This is a genomic window from Helicobacter sp. T3_23-1056, from assembly GCF_053654535.1.
Genome location: NZ_JBSIUU010000010.1, coordinates 74,663 through 95,611, shown reverse-complemented (window position 1 = coordinate 95,611; position 20,949 = coordinate 74,663). Strand labels below are relative to the sequence as shown.

Annotated in this window: 24 protein-coding genes; 11 read left to right on the top strand and 13 right to left on the bottom strand. The window is 40.9% G+C overall.

Going from position 1 to position 20,949, the window contains the following annotated elements; all coding sequences use genetic code 11:
* Positions 1-102 precede the first annotated feature (102 nt).
* From ACWIUO_RS06980 to ACWIUO_RS06965, 4 genes are all read right to left on the bottom strand, one after another.
* Positions 103-252, bottom strand: coding sequence for a hypothetical protein (locus ACWIUO_RS06980; protein WP_454177186.1), 150 nt, complete (start codon positions 250-252; stop codon positions 103-105).
* A gap of 309 nt (positions 253-561) precedes the next feature.
* The gene (locus tag ACWIUO_RS06975) at positions 562-717 is read right to left on the bottom strand and encodes a hypothetical protein (protein WP_454177185.1); all 156 of its coding nucleotides are present in this window, start codon (positions 715-717) and stop codon (positions 562-564) included.
* A 355-nt stretch (positions 718-1,072) separates the two neighbouring features.
* Entirely contained in the window at positions 1,073-1,279 is a 207-nt protein-coding gene (locus ACWIUO_RS06970; protein ID WP_454177184.1) for a hypothetical protein, read from the bottom strand.
* Positions 1,280-1,342: 63 nt separating this feature from the next.
* Complete coding sequence (locus tag ACWIUO_RS06965) at positions 1,343-1,483, bottom strand: hypothetical protein (RefSeq protein ID WP_454177183.1); 141 nt, start codon at positions 1,481-1,483, stop codon at positions 1,343-1,345.
* Here ACWIUO_RS06965 and ACWIUO_RS06960 point away from each other — a divergent pair.
* From ACWIUO_RS06960 to ACWIUO_RS06940, 5 genes are all read left to right on the top strand, one after another.
* The gene (locus ACWIUO_RS06960) at positions 1,472-1,639 is read left to right on the top strand and encodes a hypothetical protein (RefSeq protein ID WP_454177182.1); all 168 of its coding nucleotides are present in this window, start codon (positions 1,472-1,474) and stop codon (positions 1,637-1,639) included. The genes ACWIUO_RS06965 and ACWIUO_RS06960 overlap by 12 nt on opposite strands.
* Positions 1,640-1,857: 218 nt before the next feature.
* A complete protein-coding gene (locus tag ACWIUO_RS06955) occupies positions 1,858-3,093 on the top strand; it encodes a DUF354 domain-containing protein (protein WP_454177181.1) in 1,236 nt (411 codons plus the stop codon).
* A 204-nt stretch (positions 3,094-3,297) separates the two neighbouring features.
* The gene (locus tag ACWIUO_RS06950) at positions 3,298-3,465 is read left to right on the top strand and encodes a hypothetical protein (protein ID WP_454177180.1); all 168 of its coding nucleotides are present in this window, start codon (positions 3,298-3,300) and stop codon (positions 3,463-3,465) included.
* Positions 3,466-3,469: 4 nt separating this feature from the next.
* Positions 3,470-4,156, top strand: a complete 687-nt coding sequence (locus tag ACWIUO_RS06945) for an outer membrane beta-barrel protein (RefSeq protein ID WP_454177179.1) — start codon at positions 3,470-3,472, stop codon at positions 4,154-4,156.
* Positions 4,157-4,237: 81 nt separating this feature from the next.
* Positions 4,238-4,378, top strand: a complete 141-nt coding sequence (locus ACWIUO_RS06940; RefSeq protein ID WP_454177178.1) for a hypothetical protein — start codon at positions 4,238-4,240, stop codon at positions 4,376-4,378.
* Here the strand turns inward: ACWIUO_RS06940 and ACWIUO_RS06935 are convergent.
* The 5 genes from ACWIUO_RS06935 to ACWIUO_RS06915 form a co-directional block, all read right to left on the bottom strand.
* Positions 4,357-4,866: a shikimate kinase gene (locus ACWIUO_RS06935; RefSeq protein WP_454177177.1), complete on the bottom strand. Its 510-nt coding sequence runs from the start codon at positions 4,864-4,866 to the stop codon at positions 4,357-4,359. The genes ACWIUO_RS06940 and ACWIUO_RS06935 overlap by 22 nt on opposite strands.
* A 3-nt stretch (positions 4,867-4,869) precedes the next feature.
* Complete coding sequence (locus tag ACWIUO_RS06930; protein WP_454177176.1) at positions 4,870-5,502, bottom strand: AMIN domain-containing protein; 633 nt, start codon at positions 5,500-5,502, stop codon at positions 4,870-4,872.
* Entirely contained in the window at positions 5,499-5,759 is a 261-nt protein-coding gene (locus ACWIUO_RS06925) for a hypothetical protein (RefSeq protein ID WP_454177175.1), read from the bottom strand. The genes ACWIUO_RS06930 and ACWIUO_RS06925 overlap by 4 nt, the downstream gene beginning before the upstream one ends.
* Positions 5,760-5,969: 210 nt before the next feature.
* Positions 5,970-7,244, bottom strand: a complete 1,275-nt coding sequence (gene eno, locus ACWIUO_RS06920) for a phosphopyruvate hydratase (protein ID WP_454177174.1) — start codon at positions 7,242-7,244, stop codon at positions 5,970-5,972.
* The gene (locus ACWIUO_RS06915; protein WP_454177173.1) at positions 7,231-7,353 is read right to left on the bottom strand and encodes a hypothetical protein; all 123 of its coding nucleotides are present in this window, start codon (positions 7,351-7,353) and stop codon (positions 7,231-7,233) included. The genes eno and ACWIUO_RS06915 overlap by 14 nt, the downstream gene beginning before the upstream one ends.
* A gap of 108 nt (positions 7,354-7,461) precedes the next feature.
* Here ACWIUO_RS06915 and ACWIUO_RS06910 point away from each other — a divergent pair, with 108 nt between their 5' ends.
* Complete coding sequence (locus tag ACWIUO_RS06910; RefSeq protein WP_454177172.1) at positions 7,462-9,471, top strand: phosphoethanolamine transferase; 2,010 nt, start codon at positions 7,462-7,464, stop codon at positions 9,469-9,471.
* 1,240 nt (positions 9,472-10,711) lie between these two features.
* Here the strand turns inward: ACWIUO_RS06910 and ACWIUO_RS06905 are convergent.
* From ACWIUO_RS06905 to ACWIUO_RS06895, 3 genes are all read right to left on the bottom strand, one after another.
* Positions 10,712-12,553: an ammonia-forming cytochrome c nitrite reductase subunit c552 gene (locus ACWIUO_RS06905; protein WP_454177171.1), complete on the bottom strand. Its 1,842-nt coding sequence runs from the start codon at positions 12,551-12,553 to the stop codon at positions 10,712-10,714.
* A gap of 45 nt (positions 12,554-12,598) precedes the next feature.
* Positions 12,599-13,060, bottom strand: a complete 462-nt coding sequence (gene nrfH, locus ACWIUO_RS06900) for a cytochrome c nitrite reductase small subunit (protein WP_454173496.1) — start codon at positions 13,058-13,060, stop codon at positions 12,599-12,601.
* Positions 13,061-13,367: 307 nt separating this feature from the next.
* A complete protein-coding gene (locus tag ACWIUO_RS06895) occupies positions 13,368-13,622 on the bottom strand; it encodes a hypothetical protein (RefSeq protein ID WP_454177170.1) in 255 nt (84 codons plus the stop codon).
* A gap of 159 nt (positions 13,623-13,781) precedes the next feature.
* On the opposite strand from ACWIUO_RS06895, the gene plsY reads away from it, so the two are divergent.
* The 4 genes from plsY to glnA all read left to right on the top strand — a co-directional run bounded on the left by plsY (position 13,782) and on the right by glnA (position 16,708).
* Complete coding sequence (gene plsY / locus ACWIUO_RS06890) at positions 13,782-14,438, top strand: glycerol-3-phosphate 1-O-acyltransferase PlsY (RefSeq protein ID WP_454177169.1); 657 nt, start codon at positions 13,782-13,784, stop codon at positions 14,436-14,438.
* 7 nt (positions 14,439-14,445) lie between these two features.
* Positions 14,446-14,874, top strand: a complete 429-nt coding sequence (locus ACWIUO_RS06885; RefSeq protein WP_454177168.1) for a dihydroneopterin aldolase — start codon at positions 14,446-14,448, stop codon at positions 14,872-14,874.
* Entirely contained in the window at positions 14,859-15,152 is a 294-nt protein-coding gene (locus tag ACWIUO_RS06880) for a hypothetical protein (RefSeq protein WP_454177167.1), read from the top strand. The genes ACWIUO_RS06885 and ACWIUO_RS06880 overlap by 16 nt, the downstream gene beginning before the upstream one ends.
* A gap of 119 nt (positions 15,153-15,271) precedes the next feature.
* Positions 15,272-16,708, top strand: a complete 1,437-nt coding sequence (gene glnA, locus ACWIUO_RS06875) for a type I glutamate--ammonia ligase (RefSeq protein WP_454177166.1) — start codon at positions 15,272-15,274, stop codon at positions 16,706-16,708.
* A gap of 404 nt (positions 16,709-17,112) precedes the next feature.
* Here glnA and ACWIUO_RS06870 read toward each other — a convergent pair whose 3' ends face one another.
* The gene (locus tag ACWIUO_RS06870; RefSeq protein ID WP_454177165.1) at positions 17,113-17,283 is read right to left on the bottom strand and encodes a hypothetical protein; all 171 of its coding nucleotides are present in this window, start codon (positions 17,281-17,283) and stop codon (positions 17,113-17,115) included.
* Between the two features lie 10 nt (positions 17,284-17,293).
* On the opposite strand from ACWIUO_RS06870, the gene ACWIUO_RS06865 reads away from it, so the two are divergent.
* Entirely contained in the window at positions 17,294-20,944 is a 3,651-nt protein-coding gene (locus tag ACWIUO_RS06865; RefSeq protein WP_454177164.1) for a helicase-related protein, read from the top strand.
* Positions 20,945-20,949: the final 5 nt, after the last annotated feature.

Below are 20,949 nucleotides of genomic sequence, written 5' to 3'. Positions count from 1 at the left end.
TGTTTTGTTTGTTTTGTTTGTGGTGTAGTTTAGTTTAGTTTGTTTGATTCTATGTAGTTTAGTTTTGTTTAGTTTAGTGTAATTTGTCTATGTTGTTTAATGTCATTGCGAGCGGATTTTGTAAAATCCGCGTGGCAATCTATAAATCCTCCCTTGCAGTGAGTTTGCCTCTTTTCCCCCCTCCCTTGCGGAGGGGGCTAGGGGGTGGGTGTCATTGCGAGATTTTGCGCTAGCAAAATCGTGGCAATCCACTACTTTGTATCATTGTAGTGTTGTTTGGTTTGGTTTTGTTAAGTTTCGTGTCTTTTTGTGTTGTTTTTTGTTTTGTAGTAAATTTTGACTTTGATTTTGCTTTGTTAAACGCGGTTTTGTTTTTTAGTTTAATTGTATAGCGCGTTTTTTGTTGTCTTTATTGCAAGTTGTTTAACTTTGTTTTGTGTATTTTGATTTTGTTTTGCGTAGCATAGTCTAGCTTTATTTAGTTGTGTTTTGTTTAGTTTTTTGGTTTAGCGTCATTTTGTCTATGTTGTTTTTGTGTTATTGTGAGAATCTGCATTTTCGTCATTGCGAGCGGATTTTGTAAAATCCGCGTGGCAATCTATAAATCCTCCCTTGCAGTGAGTTTGCCTCTTTTCCCCCCTCCCTTGCGGAGGGGGCTAGGGGGTGGGTGTCATTGCGAGCAAATGCGTTAGCATTTGCGTGGCAATCCACAATCACAAATTACCAAATAACGCTCTTTTGTCGTTTTTTAGTCATAGATTGCCACGAATCGCTAGCGCGATTCTCGCAATGACGAACTAACATTGTCATATTGAGCGTAGCGAAATATCTCTATTGCATTGTGGATTTAGAGATACTTCGCTTTTTTGTAAAAAATCTTAAGTATGACAAAAATAGATTGCCACGCAAGTCTTGTGTTTTGCTCACAATAACTATTTTTTGGGATTTACCCACCCCCTTAGTCCCCCTCCGCACGGGAGGGGGAAAATCACTTTGTCATTACTAGAATCTACAACTTGAAAAGCATTGCAAAATCAGCAATCCACACATTCCGTCATTGCGAGCAAATGCGCTAGCATTTGCGTGGCAATCCACACATTTTGTCATTGCGAGAAAAACAAACAAGGCTTAGTTTCTTTAGACAATCGTTAGATTTTGCTTGGCTTTTTTGTGCCGTTTTATCATTGTGAGAATCTGCATTTCTGTCATTGCGAGATTTTGCGCTAGCAAAATCGTGGCAATCCACAATCACAAATTGCCAAACAACGCTCTTTTGCATTTTTTAGTCATAGATTGCCACGCTCGCGCTTACGCGCTCGCTCGCAATGACGAACTAACATTGTCATATTGAGGTTTCGCAAGAAAACGAAATATCTCTATTAAATCGTGGATTTAGAGATATTTCGCTAACGCTCAATATGACAAAGATAGATTGCCACGAATCGCTAGCGCGATTCTCGCAATGACGGCAGTGAAATATCAAAGAACCCACCCCCTTAGTCCCCCTCCGCACGGGAGGGGGAAATTATGTCATTGGATTTTGGTTTGTCATTTTTATCATAACAAAGCCTATCATAACAAAAACCTAATTTTTGTCATAACAAAATCCATTTTGCTTCAAACCAAAAAACACCTCTAGCACCAAAATCCCCTATCCAAAAACCCCCTCTCTCATAGCAAGGCATAATCACAATAGATTTTATGTCGATTTATGCTTAAATCATTTTTATGCAAAATCCTTGCGCAAAACTCGCTGCCGATCATAGATTTGTAGCCACAAAACGATTTTGCGATATAATCAAATCCGCTTAAATCGACTTAAATCCCCTATAAAATCCCCAAACCAAAAGGCTCAAAATGCTATGGATAGACATCACAGACCCCAAATACGCGCTGTTTTTTCACGCTCTTTTACCACATTTGCGCAAGCTAGATTCTATCATCATCACCACGCGCAAAAGTGCAGGCTATACAGAATGTGCTGATTTGCTTGAAAAATTTGGCGTAGAAGCAATCTGCATAGGCGGAAATGAGGGCTATGGAGGCGACACTTTGGAGGGCAAATTTTTGGCTAGAATCAAACGGCAAAAAGAGTTTGTCGCGCTTTTTGCTCGCGTAGGCAAACCGCGTGTATTTCTCACAGGTGCTAGCGCGGAGGGGGCGCAAGTGGCTTTTGGGCTAGGGATTCCTGTGGTGCATTTTAGCGATACGCCTATGGCTAGCTTTGAGGGCGGGGAGGGCAATATCACCCTACTATCGCGCCTAACCCTTCCATTATCTAGCGTGATTTTTTATCCTTTTGTCCTATCAGAGCAGGTGTATAGGTTTTTTGGTATCCCTCGCCAAAACCTAATCGCATATAATTTCATCGATGTGGCGTTGTGGCTAGAGGATTTGCATAGTGAGATTTGGGGGCAAAATGTCGCAAAATCTAGCCAAAAAACTAATACAAAATCTAGCGCAGACTCTTGCGCAAAATCACAAGCAGAATCTACCCCAAAATCTTGCCCAAAATCACAAGCAAATTCCAAAAAAGCATTGTTAGCGCGACTAGGATTTGAGGATTTGAGTGAAAAAAAGCCTTTGATTCTCGCTAGAGAGGAAGAATACAAAGCGCACTATGTGAGAGCAAAATATCCGCTTTTTTATGAGATTTTGCACGCGCTTGCTAGGGAAAATCTAGCAAATATTATGATTATGCCTCGCTATGAAAAAGCATATTTGCAAGCAGAGTTTGGCGCGTATCGCTGTGTCCGCATAGCAAAAAAGCCTCTTTTTGTGCGTGAGTTTTATCCACACATTGATATGCTACTTGGCGGTGGCGGGACGATGAATCTAGAATCTAGCTTTTTAGGTATCCCTACTTTATCGACTCGCTCCCTCTTGCTCTACCACGACAAATACTTGCTAGATAATGCCCTAATGCGCCACGCAAAAAGCGTAAATGAGGCGTTAGATATATTTTTGGGATTTAGAAAAAATGGCTTTGCAAGGCAAAATAATCATCGCTTTTTTGTCCCAAATGACACGCACATTTTGCAAGAAATAAACAAAATCATCACGCAAATCAAAGCTAGATTTTATACACTCTAAGATTTCTCAAAGATTTGTAATAAAAACCCACACCACCACGCAAAATCACAATCATTTCAAACATATATCAAAATCCCCCATAAATCATCTCATACGAAAAAACTTTTATAATCATTAACATTGCTTAAGTAAAATCTAGCCCTTGCTTGTGCAATCAAAAAGCAAAGCAAAATAAAACCGCGCATAGCGCAAAAAAGGAAAAATATGAGCAATCTTACAAAAGATTCTCTAAGTCCATTTGCAGGACTTAGCAAAAAAGCAAAAGGCTTGCGCTTCCTCTCTCTAGTAGGAATCGCTTCTATCGCATTTAGCCCTCTACACGCTGATATTGAGGGGGGGGGGGGAGACAAAAATAGGTGGAAACAAGCATAATGGCTTGTTTTTTGGTGTGGAAGCAGGTGTGAGCGCAGAATTGGGCAAGACAACAAATATTGTGCGTGCGCCAAATACTAACAATACTACAATCACCACTACAACTACAAAAAACGATGCGTTTCCACTAGGTGCTGTGGGGCTAAAGTTTGGCTATACGCATTTTTTCAATCGTTGGGCAGGATTAAGAGGCTATGCCACTTATCACTATGTGTATAACTACACATATAGCAAAACCGATAGAGACGAAAGAACAATAAATGCAACCACAGGGCAACTAGTAAATACTGCAAATAGCCCAATACAACGTGTTGAATCAACTGCTACACTTAGCTCTTATCATCAAGTCGCAGCAAATATTGAAGCGGTGTTTAAATTTGCAAATATCGGCAATAATAGCGCAATCGGTGGATTTATAGGGCTTGGCGCAGGCTATGCGGATTCTTATGCGCGTAACAATACCCAAACAAATGACGCAGGCACTATCACTACTAGGCAAGGACCAAGAGGATTTGTGCTACCTATAAATGTAGGGCTAGAACTCTATGTAGGCAGACATCACAACGCAAGCCTAGCTTTCCGCTTGCCAACCATTGCGATTGACTATCTAACAACGCCTACCGCATTGAGCACAAATACGCAAGAGATGCGACAACTTATCATCACAGCAGGTTATTATTACAAATTCTAACCCAAACAAACCCAAATGCTTTTTGCATTCATTAGCTATGCCTTGCACTTGCCAAAGTTGCGGGGCGAAGCAATGGCATAAATGTCGCTACTTGACATAAATGCCATTGCGACACATTTTATAATCCCCTCCCACGCAAAATCTCACAACCCACAGCATAACCCCACAAAAAATATAGCCCAAATATCCACGCTTATAAATCATCGCTTTGTATCTAAGTGATTGATGATTTCTAGGGCGATAGATTCTATGGAGCGGTTTGCATCTACCTCCAAATCCGCGTTTTTTGCATAGATTTCCCTGCGCACTTCAAATAGCTCTCTAGCTTTGTCTAAATCCCTAAAAAGCGGGCGTTTTGCGATTTTAGCACCATCTAATCTCCCCACGATAGAATCAAAATCGCTATTTAGATACACTACAAAGCCCATTTGCCTGACATTATGAAAAATCGGCATTCCGCCACCTGTGGAGATAATGGCATCTTGCACGCTTTTTTTTGCCCACGCGATAAATCGCGCTTCTTTAGCGCGAAACGCTTCCTCGCCCTTTTTTTCAAAAAACTCCGCTATGCTAACCCCCAAAATCTTTTCTATCATCTCATCGCTATCTAGCACAAATCGCCCTAGATTTCGCCCCAAATGCTTTGCTACGCTACTTTTGCCACTGCCCATAAAGCCGATAAGGACAATGTTTTTGGGTGTTATCGCCAAAATCTACTCCACCGAAATGACATAATAATCCACTTCTTTTTGGATATGGTAGGTGTATTGCCCATCTAGCGTGATAGTGAAGCGGTAGAAATCCTTATGCACATCTAGGGCTGCTTTTTTAAAATATTTGACATTTAGCGGGATAAAACCATTGCTAGATTTTGGCTGTTTTTGCAAGCCGTATTGCTCTTGTTTGTCTATGTCGATGACGATGCGATATGGCGAGGGAAGCACAAAAGAGCGGATAATATTGTTGCTACTAAAGAGATAAAATCGATTTCTTTGGGTAAAAAAGTCAAATGGCACAATGGTGTAATGCTGGACTTTTTCGTTTAAAAACGCTTTTTTCTGGCTTAGCAAAATAGGAAAATGCCAATCAATCCCCTCATCAATATCGATACTCTTACTCTCCGTGCTACCATCGATATTTTGGTAAGTTATGGTTACGCTTTTTAGGATTCTAGCGGTGCTAGGGAGCTTTATATCCCTCTCTTTAAAATAATTTTTGGCATTTGGGGATTTGAAAGTGTCTTCTTGCGGGCGACTCATCGGCTCAAATGGATTTTCTCTAGCATTTGCAAAATCTAACACCACAAACGCCAAAAACACACACAAAAATTTCAAACAAGTATTCACGGCTCTAATCCTTTGAGTTCAAATAGCACTTTTTGTAGTTGCGCATTTTGGGCTTGGAGGGTATCGACTTCTTGTTGCAAGATATGTTTTTGCTCCCTATTTTTTAGCAACACTTCTAAAGAATGCTCCCCCCACGCAAGAAACGAAACATACACGCTAGCCCCCGCTAAAAATAGCAAAAAAAATGCGTATATTCTATGCGCATATAGCCCATACCATAGATTTTGCATACTTAGTATCCTAAAAAATCTTGCCATTTTTATCCCCGTGTCTTTGTTGTATTTATGCGTTTAGAGTTTAGGTATTTTAGATTTTACTATTTTTGGCTTGTTTGGTGCATTTGTGGCATTTAGCGTTTTTATCGCATTTAGCGTCATATTTGCCATATACAACCCCCGCTAGCTACGCAAAATCTAAAATCTTAAAATCCCAAAATCTTAAAATCCCCAAACGCTTCATCACAGATTCTAGCCAAATAGCTCTTTGCCTAGATAATGTGGCTTTGCTAGCTCGTGATGAATGCTAAGCAAGCGATTATACTTTGCCATTCGCTCGCTTCTTGCGGTGCTGCCTGTCTTGATTTCCCCTGTGTTTAGGGCTACGGCAAAATCCGCGATGAAGCTATCCTCACTCTCCCCACTTCTATGGCTCATTATGCACTTATAGCCATTTCTTTGGGCTAGTCGCACGGTTTGCATAGTCTCGCTTACTGTGCCGATTTGGTTTGGCTTTATCAAAATCGCATTGCCGACTTTTTGCTTTATGCCGTGTGCCAAAATCTCCGCATTGGTTACAAACAAATCATCGCCCACAAGTTGCACTTTGTTGCCTAGCTTTTTGGTTAGCAGTTTCCACCCCTCCCAGTCATCTTCGCTTAGCCCATCTTCAATCGATACGATAGGATATTTCGCGCATAGATTTTCATAATACTCCACCATTCCCGCAGAATCTAGCTTCCTGCCCTCTCCCTCCAAATGATAGATTCCCTTTTCATCGACTAGCTCGCTACTAGCGACATCTAGGGCGATTGACACTTGCTCTTTTGGCTTGTAGCCCGCTTTTTCTATGGCTTGCAATATCACTTCGATAGGCTCGGCATTGTTTTTTAGATTGGGCGCGAATCCTCCCTCATCGCCGATACTTGTGATATGTTTTTTGTTTTTCAAAATCGCTTTTAGGTGCTGATAGATTTCCGCACTTGCCCTCAAACCCTCTTCAAAGCTCTCAAACCCCAGAGGCATTATCATATATTCTTGAAAATCCACCGTGTTATCCGCGTGGCTACCGCCATTTATGATATTTAGCATAGGCACGGGAAGTGTGATGGCATTTGCCCCGCCTAAGTAGCGATATAGCGGGATTTTGAGACTTTTTGCCGCAGCTCTTGCCACCGCCATAGATACGCCTAGAGTAGCGTTTGCACCGATATTTGCGTAGTTATTTGTCCCATCAATCTCTTTTAGCGTGCTATCAATGAAGCTTTGGTCATAAGGGCTAACCCCCACAAGCGCGTCTGAAATAATCGCCTCGATATTTTCGCACGCTTTTAGCACGCCTTTGCCTAAATAGCGCGATTTGTCCCCATCGCGCAATTCTAACGCCTCTCTTTTGCCCGTGCTAGCCCCGCTTGGGACTATCGCGCTATCCATCGTGCCATCGCTTAGCGCGACAGTAGCTCTAACCGTGGGATTTCCCCTTGAGTCAAGCACCTCTTCGGCAAAAATACTATCAATAAAAGTCATATACGCTCCTTTTTGGTTTAGCTAGATTTTGCGTAAATTGTGAATCTAGGCTAGCAATTTGGATTCCACAAAATCTAGCCACATACCAAAACCAAGTGCTAACACCCATAAATCATCTGCAAATTGTTATTGTATCATTTTCTTTTATAATGCAATAAAGTTGTGTATAATTTTGCATCAATTTTTGGCTAAACACAAAAAAATCCAAAGGAAATAAATGTCTAACAATCCACAAACTACCAAATTTTCTCACAATGCAGATTTTATCCCATCTTTTCTCAACCTAAAATTTTTATACATCGTCATAATAAATAGCGTATTTTACGCGCTTGTGAGGTTTCTAAATCTTTGGGAATTTCTAATACATTTTGCAAAAAGTTTTTTATTTGATTTTTGGCTACTTTTTGTGCTGTGTTTTTGCACGCAAAAACTATCCGCAAAAATCGCACAAAACACCACGCACAAAATCTTGTATAAATTGCCACAAAACGCGCTAGATTTTATGCTAAATGTGCTTTTTGGGCTTAGTTTTGTCGTGGGGGCGATAAATGTATTTTTGTTTATCAATTTTAACTCCACGCTAAACCTCGCTTCTTTTGAAATATTTTTGGCTACCAATCTGCGTGAAAGTGGTGAGTTTAGCTTGTTTTATGCAAATGCTAAAAGTATTGTTTTATTGCTTATTTTTATCGCGTTAAGCATAGTTTGCGCAAAATCCAAATACACGATGATGCCACCAAAACCAGTTAGCGCGTTTGTGGCTCTTGCTAGCGTTGTGTTTGTCTGCATATTTGCCATAAAATGCTATAAAGGCGGGGGATTTGGATTTTTGGATACACAGATGAGCAACAAAAGCGAAATTTATCATTTTGCAAAAGTGATTTATACAGGACTTTATGATGAGAGTGAAGTCATAAAAGAATTTAGAGCATTGGATAAAAAGCTAGATTCTATGCTTGCGCTTAAAGGGGGGGGGGGCGACTTCACAGAGTATGCAAACTCCACACAAAATCTATCTAAAAATCTAACCTCAAATCCAACAAAAACCACCTACATCTCTCAAAAACGCAAAATCCCAAAAATCGTCCTAATCATCGGAGAATCTACCCAAAGAAATTATATGAATCTATATGGCTACCCATTGCCAAATAACCCAAATCTAAACGCCCTAGTCAAATCCCAAAATCTATTTGTATTTAGCGATGTCATTTCCCCCGCAGCAGATACAGCACAGGTGCTAAAAAAGGTGCTTAGTTTTAGCAACTATGAAAATGAGGGCAAAATCAAATGGTATCAAACAATGAATTTAATCGATGCGATGAAATTGCTAGGTTATCACACTTATTGGATAAGCAATCAAGAAGCCGTAAGCGGACACAATAGCTTTGATATACTTGCAAAACGCGTGGACACTCTACGCTATGCTAGACTTATGGAGTCAAATCCTAGAGCATTGCAAGATGAAGTCTTGCTGAAAATCTATGATGATTTGAAACAAAAAAAGGCACAAAATCAACATACAGATTTTATACATAGCGATAATCCAAACCAAAATTATCCGCCCAAACATCAAAACAACGAGTTTATCATTTTTCATTTGCAAGGCTCGCATTATATCTACAAATGGCGTTATAGCGATGAGTTTGATTTTTTTAGCGCAAAAGATTTGCGTATAAATGGATTGGATATGTTTTATGCGGGGGAGAAAAAATCCCAAACAATAAACAATCGTCAAGCAGAGATAAAAGCTAATTATCTAAACGCGATTTTGTATAATGATTTTGTAGTAAGCGAGATAATTAAGCGATTTGATGGGCAAAAATCTAGCGCACACAAGAATACAAAACTAGATGAAAATCTAAATGAAGAAGTGATTATTTTTTATCTTAGCGACCACGGAGAAGAAGTATATGATAAAGGCGATTTTGCTGGACACGGAGGCAATATAGCCTCGCGTTTTGTATTAGAGATTCCATTTATGATTTATGTAAATGACGCGTTTAAGCGTGCGTATCCAAATGTGATAAATCGCATAAAGCAAGCGCAAAATCTACCATTTATGAGTGATAATTTTATGCACGCAATGTTTGATTTGCTTGATATTTCCTGTGCTGATTGTAAGCCTAGCCTAAGTCCATTTAATCCGCAATATAATCTTAATAGAGAGCGAATGATAAAAATAGGTGATAGAGAAATAAACTATGACAAAGAGATAAAAAACGACTAGCACAAAACCAAAAATATTTTGACTTTTAGATATTTTGACTTTTTCAAAAACTAAATATCAATGTTGTCTTGTCATTGCAAGTTTATTATATAAAATCCGCTCGCAATGACAAAAATGCAGATTCTCACAATGACATAATTTCCCCCTCCCGTGCGGAGGGGGACTAAGGGGGTGGGTTTTTTAGTGTTCCACTACTGCCATCGCAAGCATTGCTTTTTAAAATACAATGCGTGCAATCTATTTTTGCCATACTTAAGATTTTTTACAAAAAAGCGAAGTATCTCTAAAGCCACAATGTAATAGAGATATTTCGGTTTCTTGCGAAACCTCAATATGACAATGTTAGTTTGTCATTGCGAGCGCAATTTATTGCGCGTGGCAATCTAATACGATTCTACTTTTTTGTCATTTTCCGTCATTGCGAGAATCTGCAATTTTGTAAAAAATTGCAGATTCGTGGCAATCCACAAAAATAAGTTTGTCATTACTTAGGCTTTAGCCGAAGTATCTCAACAAAAACAAAGAGATATTTCGCTACGCTCAATATGACAAAAATGGCAAACCAAAATCCAACAGCAAATCGTAATTGTTAGCCGTGCTTTTTTAATGCAACGCGTGGCAATCTATAACCAAAAACTACAAAGGAGTGTTATTTGGCAATTTGTGCTTGTGGATTGCCACGAATATTAGATTCTAATAGAATCTAATATTCTCGCAATGACGGATTTGGGTTGCGCTATTTTGCACTCTTTACCAAAATCGCGCAATCGTGGCAATGACGGGGTAAAAATAACGCAGATTTTCACAATAGCAATACCAATGATAGCTCAACGACAACACAACAATAACTGCGCAATATTGAAGTATAAAATGGGGAGTATGTGGAGTTTGTGTAAAAAAATGACTTTTTATAAATGCACTGAAAAACACATTTATAAAACGCCTAAAAAAGCCCAAAAAGCCTTCATAAATCCGCAATGAACGCAAGAATGGTTACAAAGCAAGATATGATTGAAAAGCAAGATATGGTTACAAAAAATGAAAAAAATAATTACAAAGGCTAAATCTAACTTAATCTCAAACAAAAGATATGCAAATGAAATTTAGCCCTGCAAAATCTTACCCCCTATCTTAAGTGGATTAAAGACAAAGGATTTTGTCAATATTTCCAAAAACTTGCCCCCTATCCAAAATCAATCCTAAAGATAAGGGGATTCTCATAGCTAGCCTCTAGGCGTGCTTATCTAGCACTTGTTAGAGGTTTGATGATTTTTTTGTAGTTATAAGGGGCTAGATTTTCATCTAAATCTAGCAACTCTTTAGCAGGCGCGCGATTTACATCTCTCTCATCTGGCTCATCATAGTAAATATCGCCTTTTTTGTGTCCGTCCATATCAGCTGGGTAGCGCAACAATCCCGGGGCGTATTTTTGTATGTCTTTAAATCCTAAATTTGACGGGGTTATGGTGATTCCATCTTTTTGGGCTAGGACTACAAGCAGGCTTTGCCCTTCTTTTGCCATAGCGATAGATTGCCCCATTATGCGAGCTGCTTCAGTAGGGTTGTGAAATCCTGTGGAGTTTTCCGCATTGACAAAATCCGCTCTCATTTGGGATTTTCTATGTAGCTCAAGCACATCTTTTAGCGCGGCAGAGATTTTTTTGTCATCAGGCTTGCCATCGGTTTGGTATTTGGCTAGATTCCCAAAGCTAGCGCGGACATTTTTTATATCTTCGATAAGGCTTACGATAGCGTATTCTGCGCTTCTTTGCATAGAGGCGATAGAAGTTTGTATGCTATATACTTGGGCTTTTAGATACTCCTCTGGCTGTGCGTGGCAAGATTTGCATGAAGCATTTACATCTTTTAGTGGCGAAGTAAATGCGTGGCTTGAGATTTTTTTCGCACCATTTCTTGTATATGGCATATGACAATCCGCACAAGATACGCCATTTTGGGCGTGGATTCCACCGCTTGCAAATTCTGTCTCTGGGTGTTGGATTTTTATCATAGGGGCTTTTGTTTCTTTATGCACCCAATCTTGTGGGAATTTATCGCGCACTTTGTCATAGTAGTCATCAAGCATTTCGATTCTAAATGGCTCGCCTTTTTTCCATTCGCTCCACGGGAATGCCAAAGTAAGCCCATCTACTTGTATTTCTGTGGGTTTATTGCCATCTCTCCAATAATCAATCTGCTCATAAGTCTTTTGCGTGCCATCTAGCCATTTTGCATTTGGATTGCTAGCGATAGATTCTCCCATAGTGGCGACTTTTTCGCCTGTGGATTTGAAGTAGTATTCCACATGGCATTGCGCACATACGAGCGTCCTCATCTCTTGGCGAGTCGCTTTTATGCCGACTTTTGCGTCTTTTTCATAGCCTCTATCCACAAGCGCATTGATAAGCGCAGGACGAGTGATGCGCAAGCTCATATCATTTGGCGAATGGCAATCAGCACAAGTAAGCCCCATTCGTGTGCCTCCGTGAAGCCCTGTGTGCTCTTTGCTATCGGGGGCTTGATTATCCATTGTGGGGACATTTTTTATCATAGTCCAATACTTCGCGCTATTAAACTTCACAAAATCCCCGCCCGCTACATTATCGATAAGCCATTTTGTCCAGCCGCTATGGCAGTTCATACACGCAGTAGGCTGCCCGCCAAATGCCTTTAGCCCCGCTGCATTTAGCAAATCTTTGTTGTTTCTAGCGGTTTTCATTTGGTCTGATTGGATATAGAAGTGGTGTCGCTCCTCATTAAAATCCACCGAAAATGGATACCCAGCCCACATTCTCACTAATTGCGGGAATCTATCAAGCTTATTGTATGAGAGATTGCCACCAAAATCTGTGGGCTTTGGCTCTGCATTTGCACCGCTTAGATACGAGTCTAGATGCTCTGGGAAAGCCTTGCCCCAAGTGGTAAATCTAGGGTCTTCATCGCTAATCCCCGCCATATTTGCCGAAGCAAGAGCGATTTGCTCGCCTTTTTTTACGCCTATATCTGCTGTGATAAACGCTACGATAAATCCTACCACTAAGCCTATGGCTAGGATTCCCCACAATTTTTTGTTGTTGCTCATTTTCTACTCCTTTGTTGTTTGGTTGGTGTTTTTAGATTTGCCAATCTAGCGTGAATGCCCCACACTGCTGTGGCAAGAGACACAATTTAGCGCGTCTTTTGTGCTGTATGGATTTAGCGTTGGATTTATGGCATTGTGTGCGTAGTCTCCGTGGCATCGGATACAATTCTCTTGTGCCCATTTTTTTGTATCATCATTTGCACTAAAATGCTGTGGCAAAGACTTATCAAAAGTGAAATGATAAGCGTGTCCTAAGCCTGTTTGGGCTTTTGCCGCCCATTTGCGCACAAATGAATGAGGCAAGTGGCACTCGATACAATTTAGCTCGTGGTGAGATGCTTTGTGATAATCAGCATAGACTTCATTCATCACATGGCAGTTATTGCACGCGCTAGAATCGCTAGAGAGGTAGCTTAGAGTATCCGCATTATAGAGACTATACGCGCCATTTCCCACGATAAACCCACCGACAAAAATTATCGCTGCGATGAGAAATGTATAGCGCATCTACTCTCCTTACTCCTTGTTGTCTTTCTATGCCATTTTGCTATGTTTTGTCTTGTCATTTATGGAGATTTTGTGGGGATTTAGATTTTGCTTTTTTACCTAGATTTGACAAAATCTAGTCCAAATCCCGCTTTATACGCCAGAATCTAGCCTAATTCGCAAAATCTACAAAATCCAAAAACACCACAAAAACACCCAAAATAAAAAGCAAAATCTAGCAGATTTTAGATTCTCATTTTTGGCATAGAAACGATAAAATTATAATCGTTCAATTTAGAAAAAATAGAAAAAAAAATCTAAAATTTTCTTACATTTCTATTGATTTTTCAAAAAACATAAATATATTAGCAGGCATAAGACAAAACGATAAGATTTTTGCTTTTTGGAGTATTTTTTGAATTTTTTCTAAGCAAATTGGGGCAAGTTTTTGCAAGTGAGTGCAAGTCGGGGCTAAAAATACAAATAAAGCGCAAGCCATAACGCAAGTCAAACGCGCTATAAATGCGGGCTTTTTGGAGTAGATTTTGCCTTGTTTTAGATTTTGGTGTATTTGTTTTTGCATTGTGCTAAATTATCCTTTTTGTGTTAGTATTCCTAGCTCTAAATTTTGGCTTTAAATCTCGGCTCTAAATTTTGGCTTTAAATCTTACCATAAGCTACCAAAAACTACAAAAAACACAAAAACAAAACGCACAAAATAGCGCAACAAAAAGGAGTCAAAATGGAATTGTTTAGCAACTATATCAACCTTTGGTTTTACTTGCTCGCATTTCTCATAGGCGGGATACCATTTGGGGTTATGCTTACCAAAATCTTGTATGGAATCAATTTGCGCGAAGTAGGCTCAGGCTCTATCGGCGCGACAAATGTCTATCGCGCACTAAAAGAGCGCGACCCCAAAAATGCCAAACTAATCTCCCTAGCCACGCTCATACTAGACGCCATAAAAGGCACGCTAATCATCGCCCTAGCCAAAATCATTGGCTTGCCTTATGGAGCGCAATGGTTTATGGCGATACTAGCGGTGCTTGGGCATTGTTATAGCCCTTATTTAGGATTTCACGGAGGCAAGGGAGTATCTACTGCGATTGGCTCTGTGATTTTGCTAATGCCTATTGAGGGGGCATTGGGGCTTGTGGTGTGGGGCGTTGTCGGCAAGGTTTTCAAAGTCTCTTCGCTATCCTCCCTCACAGGCGTGCTAAGTGGCGTGGTGCTTACTTTTATCATTCCAGCACTTTTTTCGCTCCCCCCCAGCATAGACATCACCGCTCAAATCAACAGCCACACGCCAATCGTGCTAATCGGGCTAATAATCCTCTACACGCATATCCCAAATATAATGCGACTTTTTAAGGGGCAAGAGGGCAAAGTATTATAGATTTTTTATGGATTTGACTATGCAAAATCAATATGAGATTTTGATACAAAATCTATGCGTGGAGGCTATCATAGGGATTTTCTCTCGCGAGAGAAAAAGCCCACAAAAAGTGCTAGTAAATGCAAATATACGCTATGAAAAACAAAGCGCGTATTTAGACTATGTGGCATTAGCAAGTCATATTGCCAAATGCTTAAAAAAACGCAAATACGACTTGCTAGAAAATGCCCTAGATGACATTATCGCTAGCCTTAAAGATTCTTATCCTAGCATTACAAAAATCGATTTAGCCTTACAAAAACCCGATATTTTTGCGAAAAATATTTATGCAGATTCTAGTCAAAATGCCAAAGACTTAGCAGGGCATACTAACTCCCCGCGTAATTTAGATTTTGCAGGCTGTGTCTTGGGCGTGCGCAAATGCGTGGATTTTTGATTCTGCCACCGATACCACCACACCAAAGTAAAAAACCCAAAAAGTATAAAATCCCTTTACCTTACAAAAACGCCACACAAAATCTACCAAAAATCTATATCAAATCTACACAAACAGCCACAAAATTTTCCCAAATCTCTCTCAAAAATAATCAAAAAATGCTAAAATTCTCTCGCATTGTGCTACTAGAAGTCAAGCCTAAAAGGGATTGCATAATGCTACTTCTTATCACAATTTATAAGCCTTGCAAAACCCCGCAGGCTTATAAACGCATCTGACTTACAAGCTTATTAGCTTACCCACAATGCAGATTCTGCCTCAAAGCAAATGCAACTCCCCTCATAGACTTTCCACTTCTTTATGCCCTTGCTGACACATTCTAACTAAGGAGAACCTAATGAGCAAAAAAGCCATTGACAAAAAGGCGGTTGCGGAGTTTTTTGCATTTTGCAAAGAAAACGAAGTAGAGTTTATCGACTTTCGATTTACAGACATCAAAGGCGTGTGGCATCATCTTGGATTTTCCGCAAATGCCGTGAGCGAGGATAGCTTTGAGGGCATTCCCTTTGATGCGAGTTCGATTGAGGGGTGGCAGCCTATCAACAAATCCGATATGATTCTTATCCCAGACCCCGTGCGATATTTCATCGACCCATTTACCGCAGATACCACCGTGGTGGTGTTTTGTGATATTTGGGATATTTACAAAAACGAGCCTTATGAGAAATGCCCCCGCTCTATCGCCAAACGCGCAAGCGAATACCTAAAATCTAGCGGTATCGGCGATGTGGCGTATTTTGGACCTGAAAATGAATTTTTTGTCTTTGATTCTATCAAAATCAAAAGTGCGGTGAATTGCCAATACTACGAAATCGACACCGAAGAGGGCGATTGGAATCGCGACAAAGAATTTGATGGTGTAAATATAGGACACCGCCCGGGCATAAAGGGCGGCTACTTCCCCGTGCCTCCTGTGGATAGTATGATGGATTTGCGCGCTGAAATGGTAAAAGTGCTAAACCAAGTGGGATTAGAAACCTTTGTCCTCCACCACGAAGTCGCGCAAGGACAGGGCGAAATCGGCGTGAAGTTTGGCACGCTAGTCGAAGCCGCAGACAATGTGCAAAAATTTAAATATGTCGTAAAAATGGTAGCACACTTAAATGGCAAGACCGCGACATTTATGCCAAAGCCCCTGTATAACGACAACGGAAGCGGAATGCACACGCATATAAGCATTTGGAAAGGTGGCAAAAATCTTTTCGCGGGCAACGCGTATGAGGGGCTTAGCGATATGGCATTGCATTTTTTAGGCGGAGTGCTAAAGCACGCCCGCCCGCTAGCAGCCTTTACCAACGCTAGCACAAATTCTTACAAACGGCTAATCCCCGGATTTGAAGCCCCTAGCATTCTCACTTACTCTGCGCAAAATCGAAGTGCAAGCATACGGATTCCCTACAATAGCGGGGAGAAAGCGAAGCGAATGGAGTTTCGATTCCCCGATAGTTCGAGCAATCCGTATTTGGCATTTAGCGCGTTGCTTATGGCAGGACTAGATGGTATCGAGCACAAAATCGACCCGGGCAAGCCTATGGAGGTAAATCTCTTTACCCTCACGCTTGATGAAATCCGCGAAAAAGGTATCAAACAGCTCCCACACACGCTCCGCCACGCTATCGAGGAAATGCTCCAAGACAAAGACTACCTAAAGCAGGGCAAAGTCTTTAGCGAGGAATTTATCCAAACTTACAAGCAATATAAATTTGAAAGCGAAGTGTGGCCTTGGGAGGGGCGACCACACCCATTTGAGTTTATCACGACTTATAGTTGCTAGATTTTAGGGCTTGAAGTGGCGATTTGGAGGGGTTCTTTGCCGTCATTGCGAGATTGTGCGTAAGACAATCGTGGCAATCCAAAACCTTGTCATATTGAGGGCGAAGCCCGAAATATCTCTATTTGTGTTTGCTGTCATTGCGAGCGTTGGCTTTTGAATAAAAGGCAACGCGTGGCAATCTATAACCAAAAACTACAAAAAAGCGTTATTTGGCGATTTGTGTTTGTGGATTGCCACGCGCAATAAATCGCGCTCGCAATGACGATAAGAGAAATATTTTGGTTTCTTGCAAAACCTTGCAATAACAAAGCCAAATACAGAATTTAAAACACAAAAATAAACAAAAAATAAAAGGGGCAAAATGAATACAAATCATTCTCAAAATAAAGCCATCTCTCTCTCTCTCATAAAAACCAAAATCTAACCCAAACTTTAGACACAAATCCCACACACAATGCCAAGACACAAAATCTAGCCCCACTTACCAAGCCTACCAACTCTCGCTTCACAAACAACACCGACCCAAACACCCTGCTAAATAGATTCCGCGATATTATCGCAAATGATAGTGTCAAAATCGCGCATTTGTGCTTCCTCATAGGCTTTTTTCGTGCAAGCGGATTTAGACATTTATGGGATTTGATTTCGCCCAAAATCGCCCAATTTCAATCCATTCGCATCTTAGTAGGCTTAAACGCAGATTTGCAAACCGCCGAGCTAAGCACTCTCGCAGATGATTTAGCGCGAAATCCGCATTTGCAAGATGAGATTTTCGCTAAGTTTAAAAGCTCATTTGCCCACGCACAAGCAGAGCATTTCGCCACCGCGCCATATTGCGCTTCAAGTGAGGATTCATTTGAGCTACTCATCACTGCGCTAAAAGAAGCGCGACTCCAAATCCGCATCATCAAAGATAAACCAACCCACGCCAAATTCTACATTTTTTCCACCGAGCCGACCAAATCACACACAGGGCAGACAAACTACAATGGCTCACTTATCGTAGGTAGCTCAAATCTAAGCCAAAACGGCTTGTATAAAAACTACGAGTTTAATCTAGAATCTAGAGATAGCGATGACATAGCTTACGCGCTCTTTGAGTTTGAAGCACTTTGGGAGAAGTCTATCCCGCTTACAAGCGATGACGCCGACAAACTAGAAACCACCATAAAAGAGCGCACTTATCTCAAAGAATGCACCCCAAAAGAGATTTATTACAAACTTTTAATCGAATATTTTGGATTAGCCAAAATCAAAGTAGATTCCACCCTCAAATCCTTTTTCCCGCGCGGGTTTAAAAAGCCCGATTATCAGCTTACCGCCATAGCAGAGGGGCTAGATAAGCTAGAGAAATACAACGGCTTTTTCCTAAGCGATGTCGTAGGGCTTGGTAAAACCCTCATAGCCTCCATCATCGCCAAAAAGTTTGAGAGCGAAGATGAACATTTTAAAACCCTTGTAGTTTGCCCAGCCGCGCTAAAGGCAAATTGGGAAGAGCATTTAGAGCTAGTGCGGCTAAACCACCGCAAAGTCATAAGCTATGATATGCTAGAAAAGCAAATCAAAAATCCTAGCGAATATAGCCTAGTCATCATCGATGAGTCTCACAACCTAGCCCACCCAAACACAGGGCGATATGAAGCCCTGCAAAATATCACAAAGACGCCGAGTCCTAAAAATGCGCGTAAAAAAGTGATTTTGCTCTCTGCCACCCCGCAGAAAAACTCCCCACAAGACATAGAATCTCAACTTTGCCTTTTCCAAGACAAAATCGCTTGCAACATCGAGGACATAGACAATTTAGAAGCCTTTTTTGCCCCGCTAAAAAGCGATTTTGCCAAAATCAAAAAAGAGCTAGAATCTGCGTTTAGCAAAAATGACTTAGACGAAATCAACGCCCAAAAAGCACAACTCCAAGAAATTTCACAACGCATTAAAGAGCAATTATTGCGCTTTGTTATGGTGCGGCGCACGAGGGCGGATATTAGTAGCATTGAGAGTTTTGCGCGAAATCTAGCGGAGCAACATATTGTGTTCCCGCAGATTTTGCCACCCAAAGAGCTACTTTATGATTTGGGCAAAGACGCCCACGCCCTAGCCCTAAACACACTACATTTGCTAAATGAGCAAGACAACTCCATAGGTAATTTTGGCTATTTTCGCTATCTCATTTATCCAAATCTTAATGAAAACGGAAAAGCAAAATTTGAAAAACAATATGGCAGAAGCAACTTTACGCAAAAAGCCCAAAGCCTAGCAGGGCTTATAAAAATCGTTATGTTTAAACGCTTTGAATCAAGTATCGAAGCATTCAAAGCTACTTTGCAGGCTCAAATCACTTCTTTGCAAGCATTTCTAAAAATGTTTAATCAAGGCAAAATCGCTATCCCAAAATACCTAAGCAATCTCTATAAATTCTACGATGATATTTTAAGCGATGAGGGGAGCGAGAAAATCGCGCAGTATTTAGACAAAGACAAAGCCTTTATCTTGCAAAAAGAGGATTTTGCTCCAAGCTATGAGGCAAATCTAAAATCTGATTTAGCCACACTCCAAACGCTACTAGCCAAATGGCAAGAAATACATACCGACCCCAAGCTAGATGAGCTAAAATCCACTTTGCAAGACTTTTTTAGCGCGCAAGCAAACGAAAAAATCATCATTTTCACAGAGGCAAAAGCGACCGCAGATTATTTAGAATCCAAGCTAAAGTCCCACAAAGTCCTAAAAATTGACGCTTCAAACCGCGAGGCAAACGCCCAAACTATCCGCGAAAACTTTGATGCAAACTACGAATCTAAAAAAGATGATTTTCACATTCTCATCACCACCGATACCCTTGCAGAGGGGGTAAATCTCCACCGCTCACATATCATCATAAACTACGACTCCCCGTGGAGTGCCACAAATCTAATGCAGCGAATCGGGCGTATAAACCGCATAGGCACGCCACATAAAGAGATTCATATTTATAATTTTAAGCCCAGCAATTTAGGCGATGCGATTTTAGGATTTAACGCTAAGGCATTCCAAAAGCTCCAAAGTTTTCATTTCACTTTTGGCGAGGATAGCGCGATTTATGATAGTAGCGAGGAGTTTGGCACACAAAAGCTATTTAGCGACACGATTTACAAAGAGCAAGATGAGATAAGCGAGGATACAGAGTTTTTAAACGACATTAAAAAGCTCTATGCAAACTCCCCTGATGAGTTTGCACGCATACACGCGCTAAAGCCAAAATCACGCACCTTTATCACCGATACTCCACAGTGCTTTTGCTATATGAAAAATCCAAGTGGCAACAACTATTTTTATAAGATTGAAAGTGCCGATTCAAACAAAGCCCAAAAAAGCGACTTTTTCACAATGGCGCGCTATCTCAAATCCCGCATAAGCACCAAGCCCACAAAGACTACCAAATCCCAAATCACACAGCATTACAGCGACATTGAGCACATTTTAGAGTTTCACAACTCCCAATTTAGCGCACAAAGCAAAGACACCTTATTTGAAATCCCAACTACCACAAAAGACCCCAAAGTCCAAAAAGCCCGCACCAAAGTGCTTAACGCTATGGAGTTTTTAAGCGAGGCGCAAATAGACATAATCGTGCGTGTGCTAGATATGGGGATTTTGGCAAATCTTTACAAAGACATTATCAGCGCAAAAAGCAAAGAGGATTTTACGCATATTTATCAAAAATGCCAAGCCAAACTCCCAAGCCACAATCCCGCGCCCTCCACAGAGGACAAAACCCCGCAAATCCAGCTCTCCATCTCGTCATTTCCACACAAAGATTCCCACGATTCGTCATTGCGAACGAGCAAAACAACCCAAGCAATCCACACTCCGTCATTGCGAGATTTTGCGAAGCAAAATCGTGGCAATCAAAAAATATCCCCCTCCCTTGCGCGTGGCGACTCCAAATCTTCCCCCTCCCTTGCGGAGGTTGAATCAACTTGTTCCCCCTCCCTTGCGGAGGGGGCTAGGGGGTGGGTAGATTCCCACACTTCGTCATTGCAAGCGAGCGAAGCGAGTGTGGCAATCCAAACCGAATCGTCATCACAAGACTTGCCAATGGCAAATCGTGGCAATCAAAAATCTTGTCATACTGAGCTTTCGCAAGAAAGCGAAGTATCTCAAACGCCACAAAATAGAGATATTTCGGCTTTTCCAAAGCCTCAATATGACAAAAGCAGGGATATTTCTCCAAACCTTCAATATGACAAAAACTAATCACA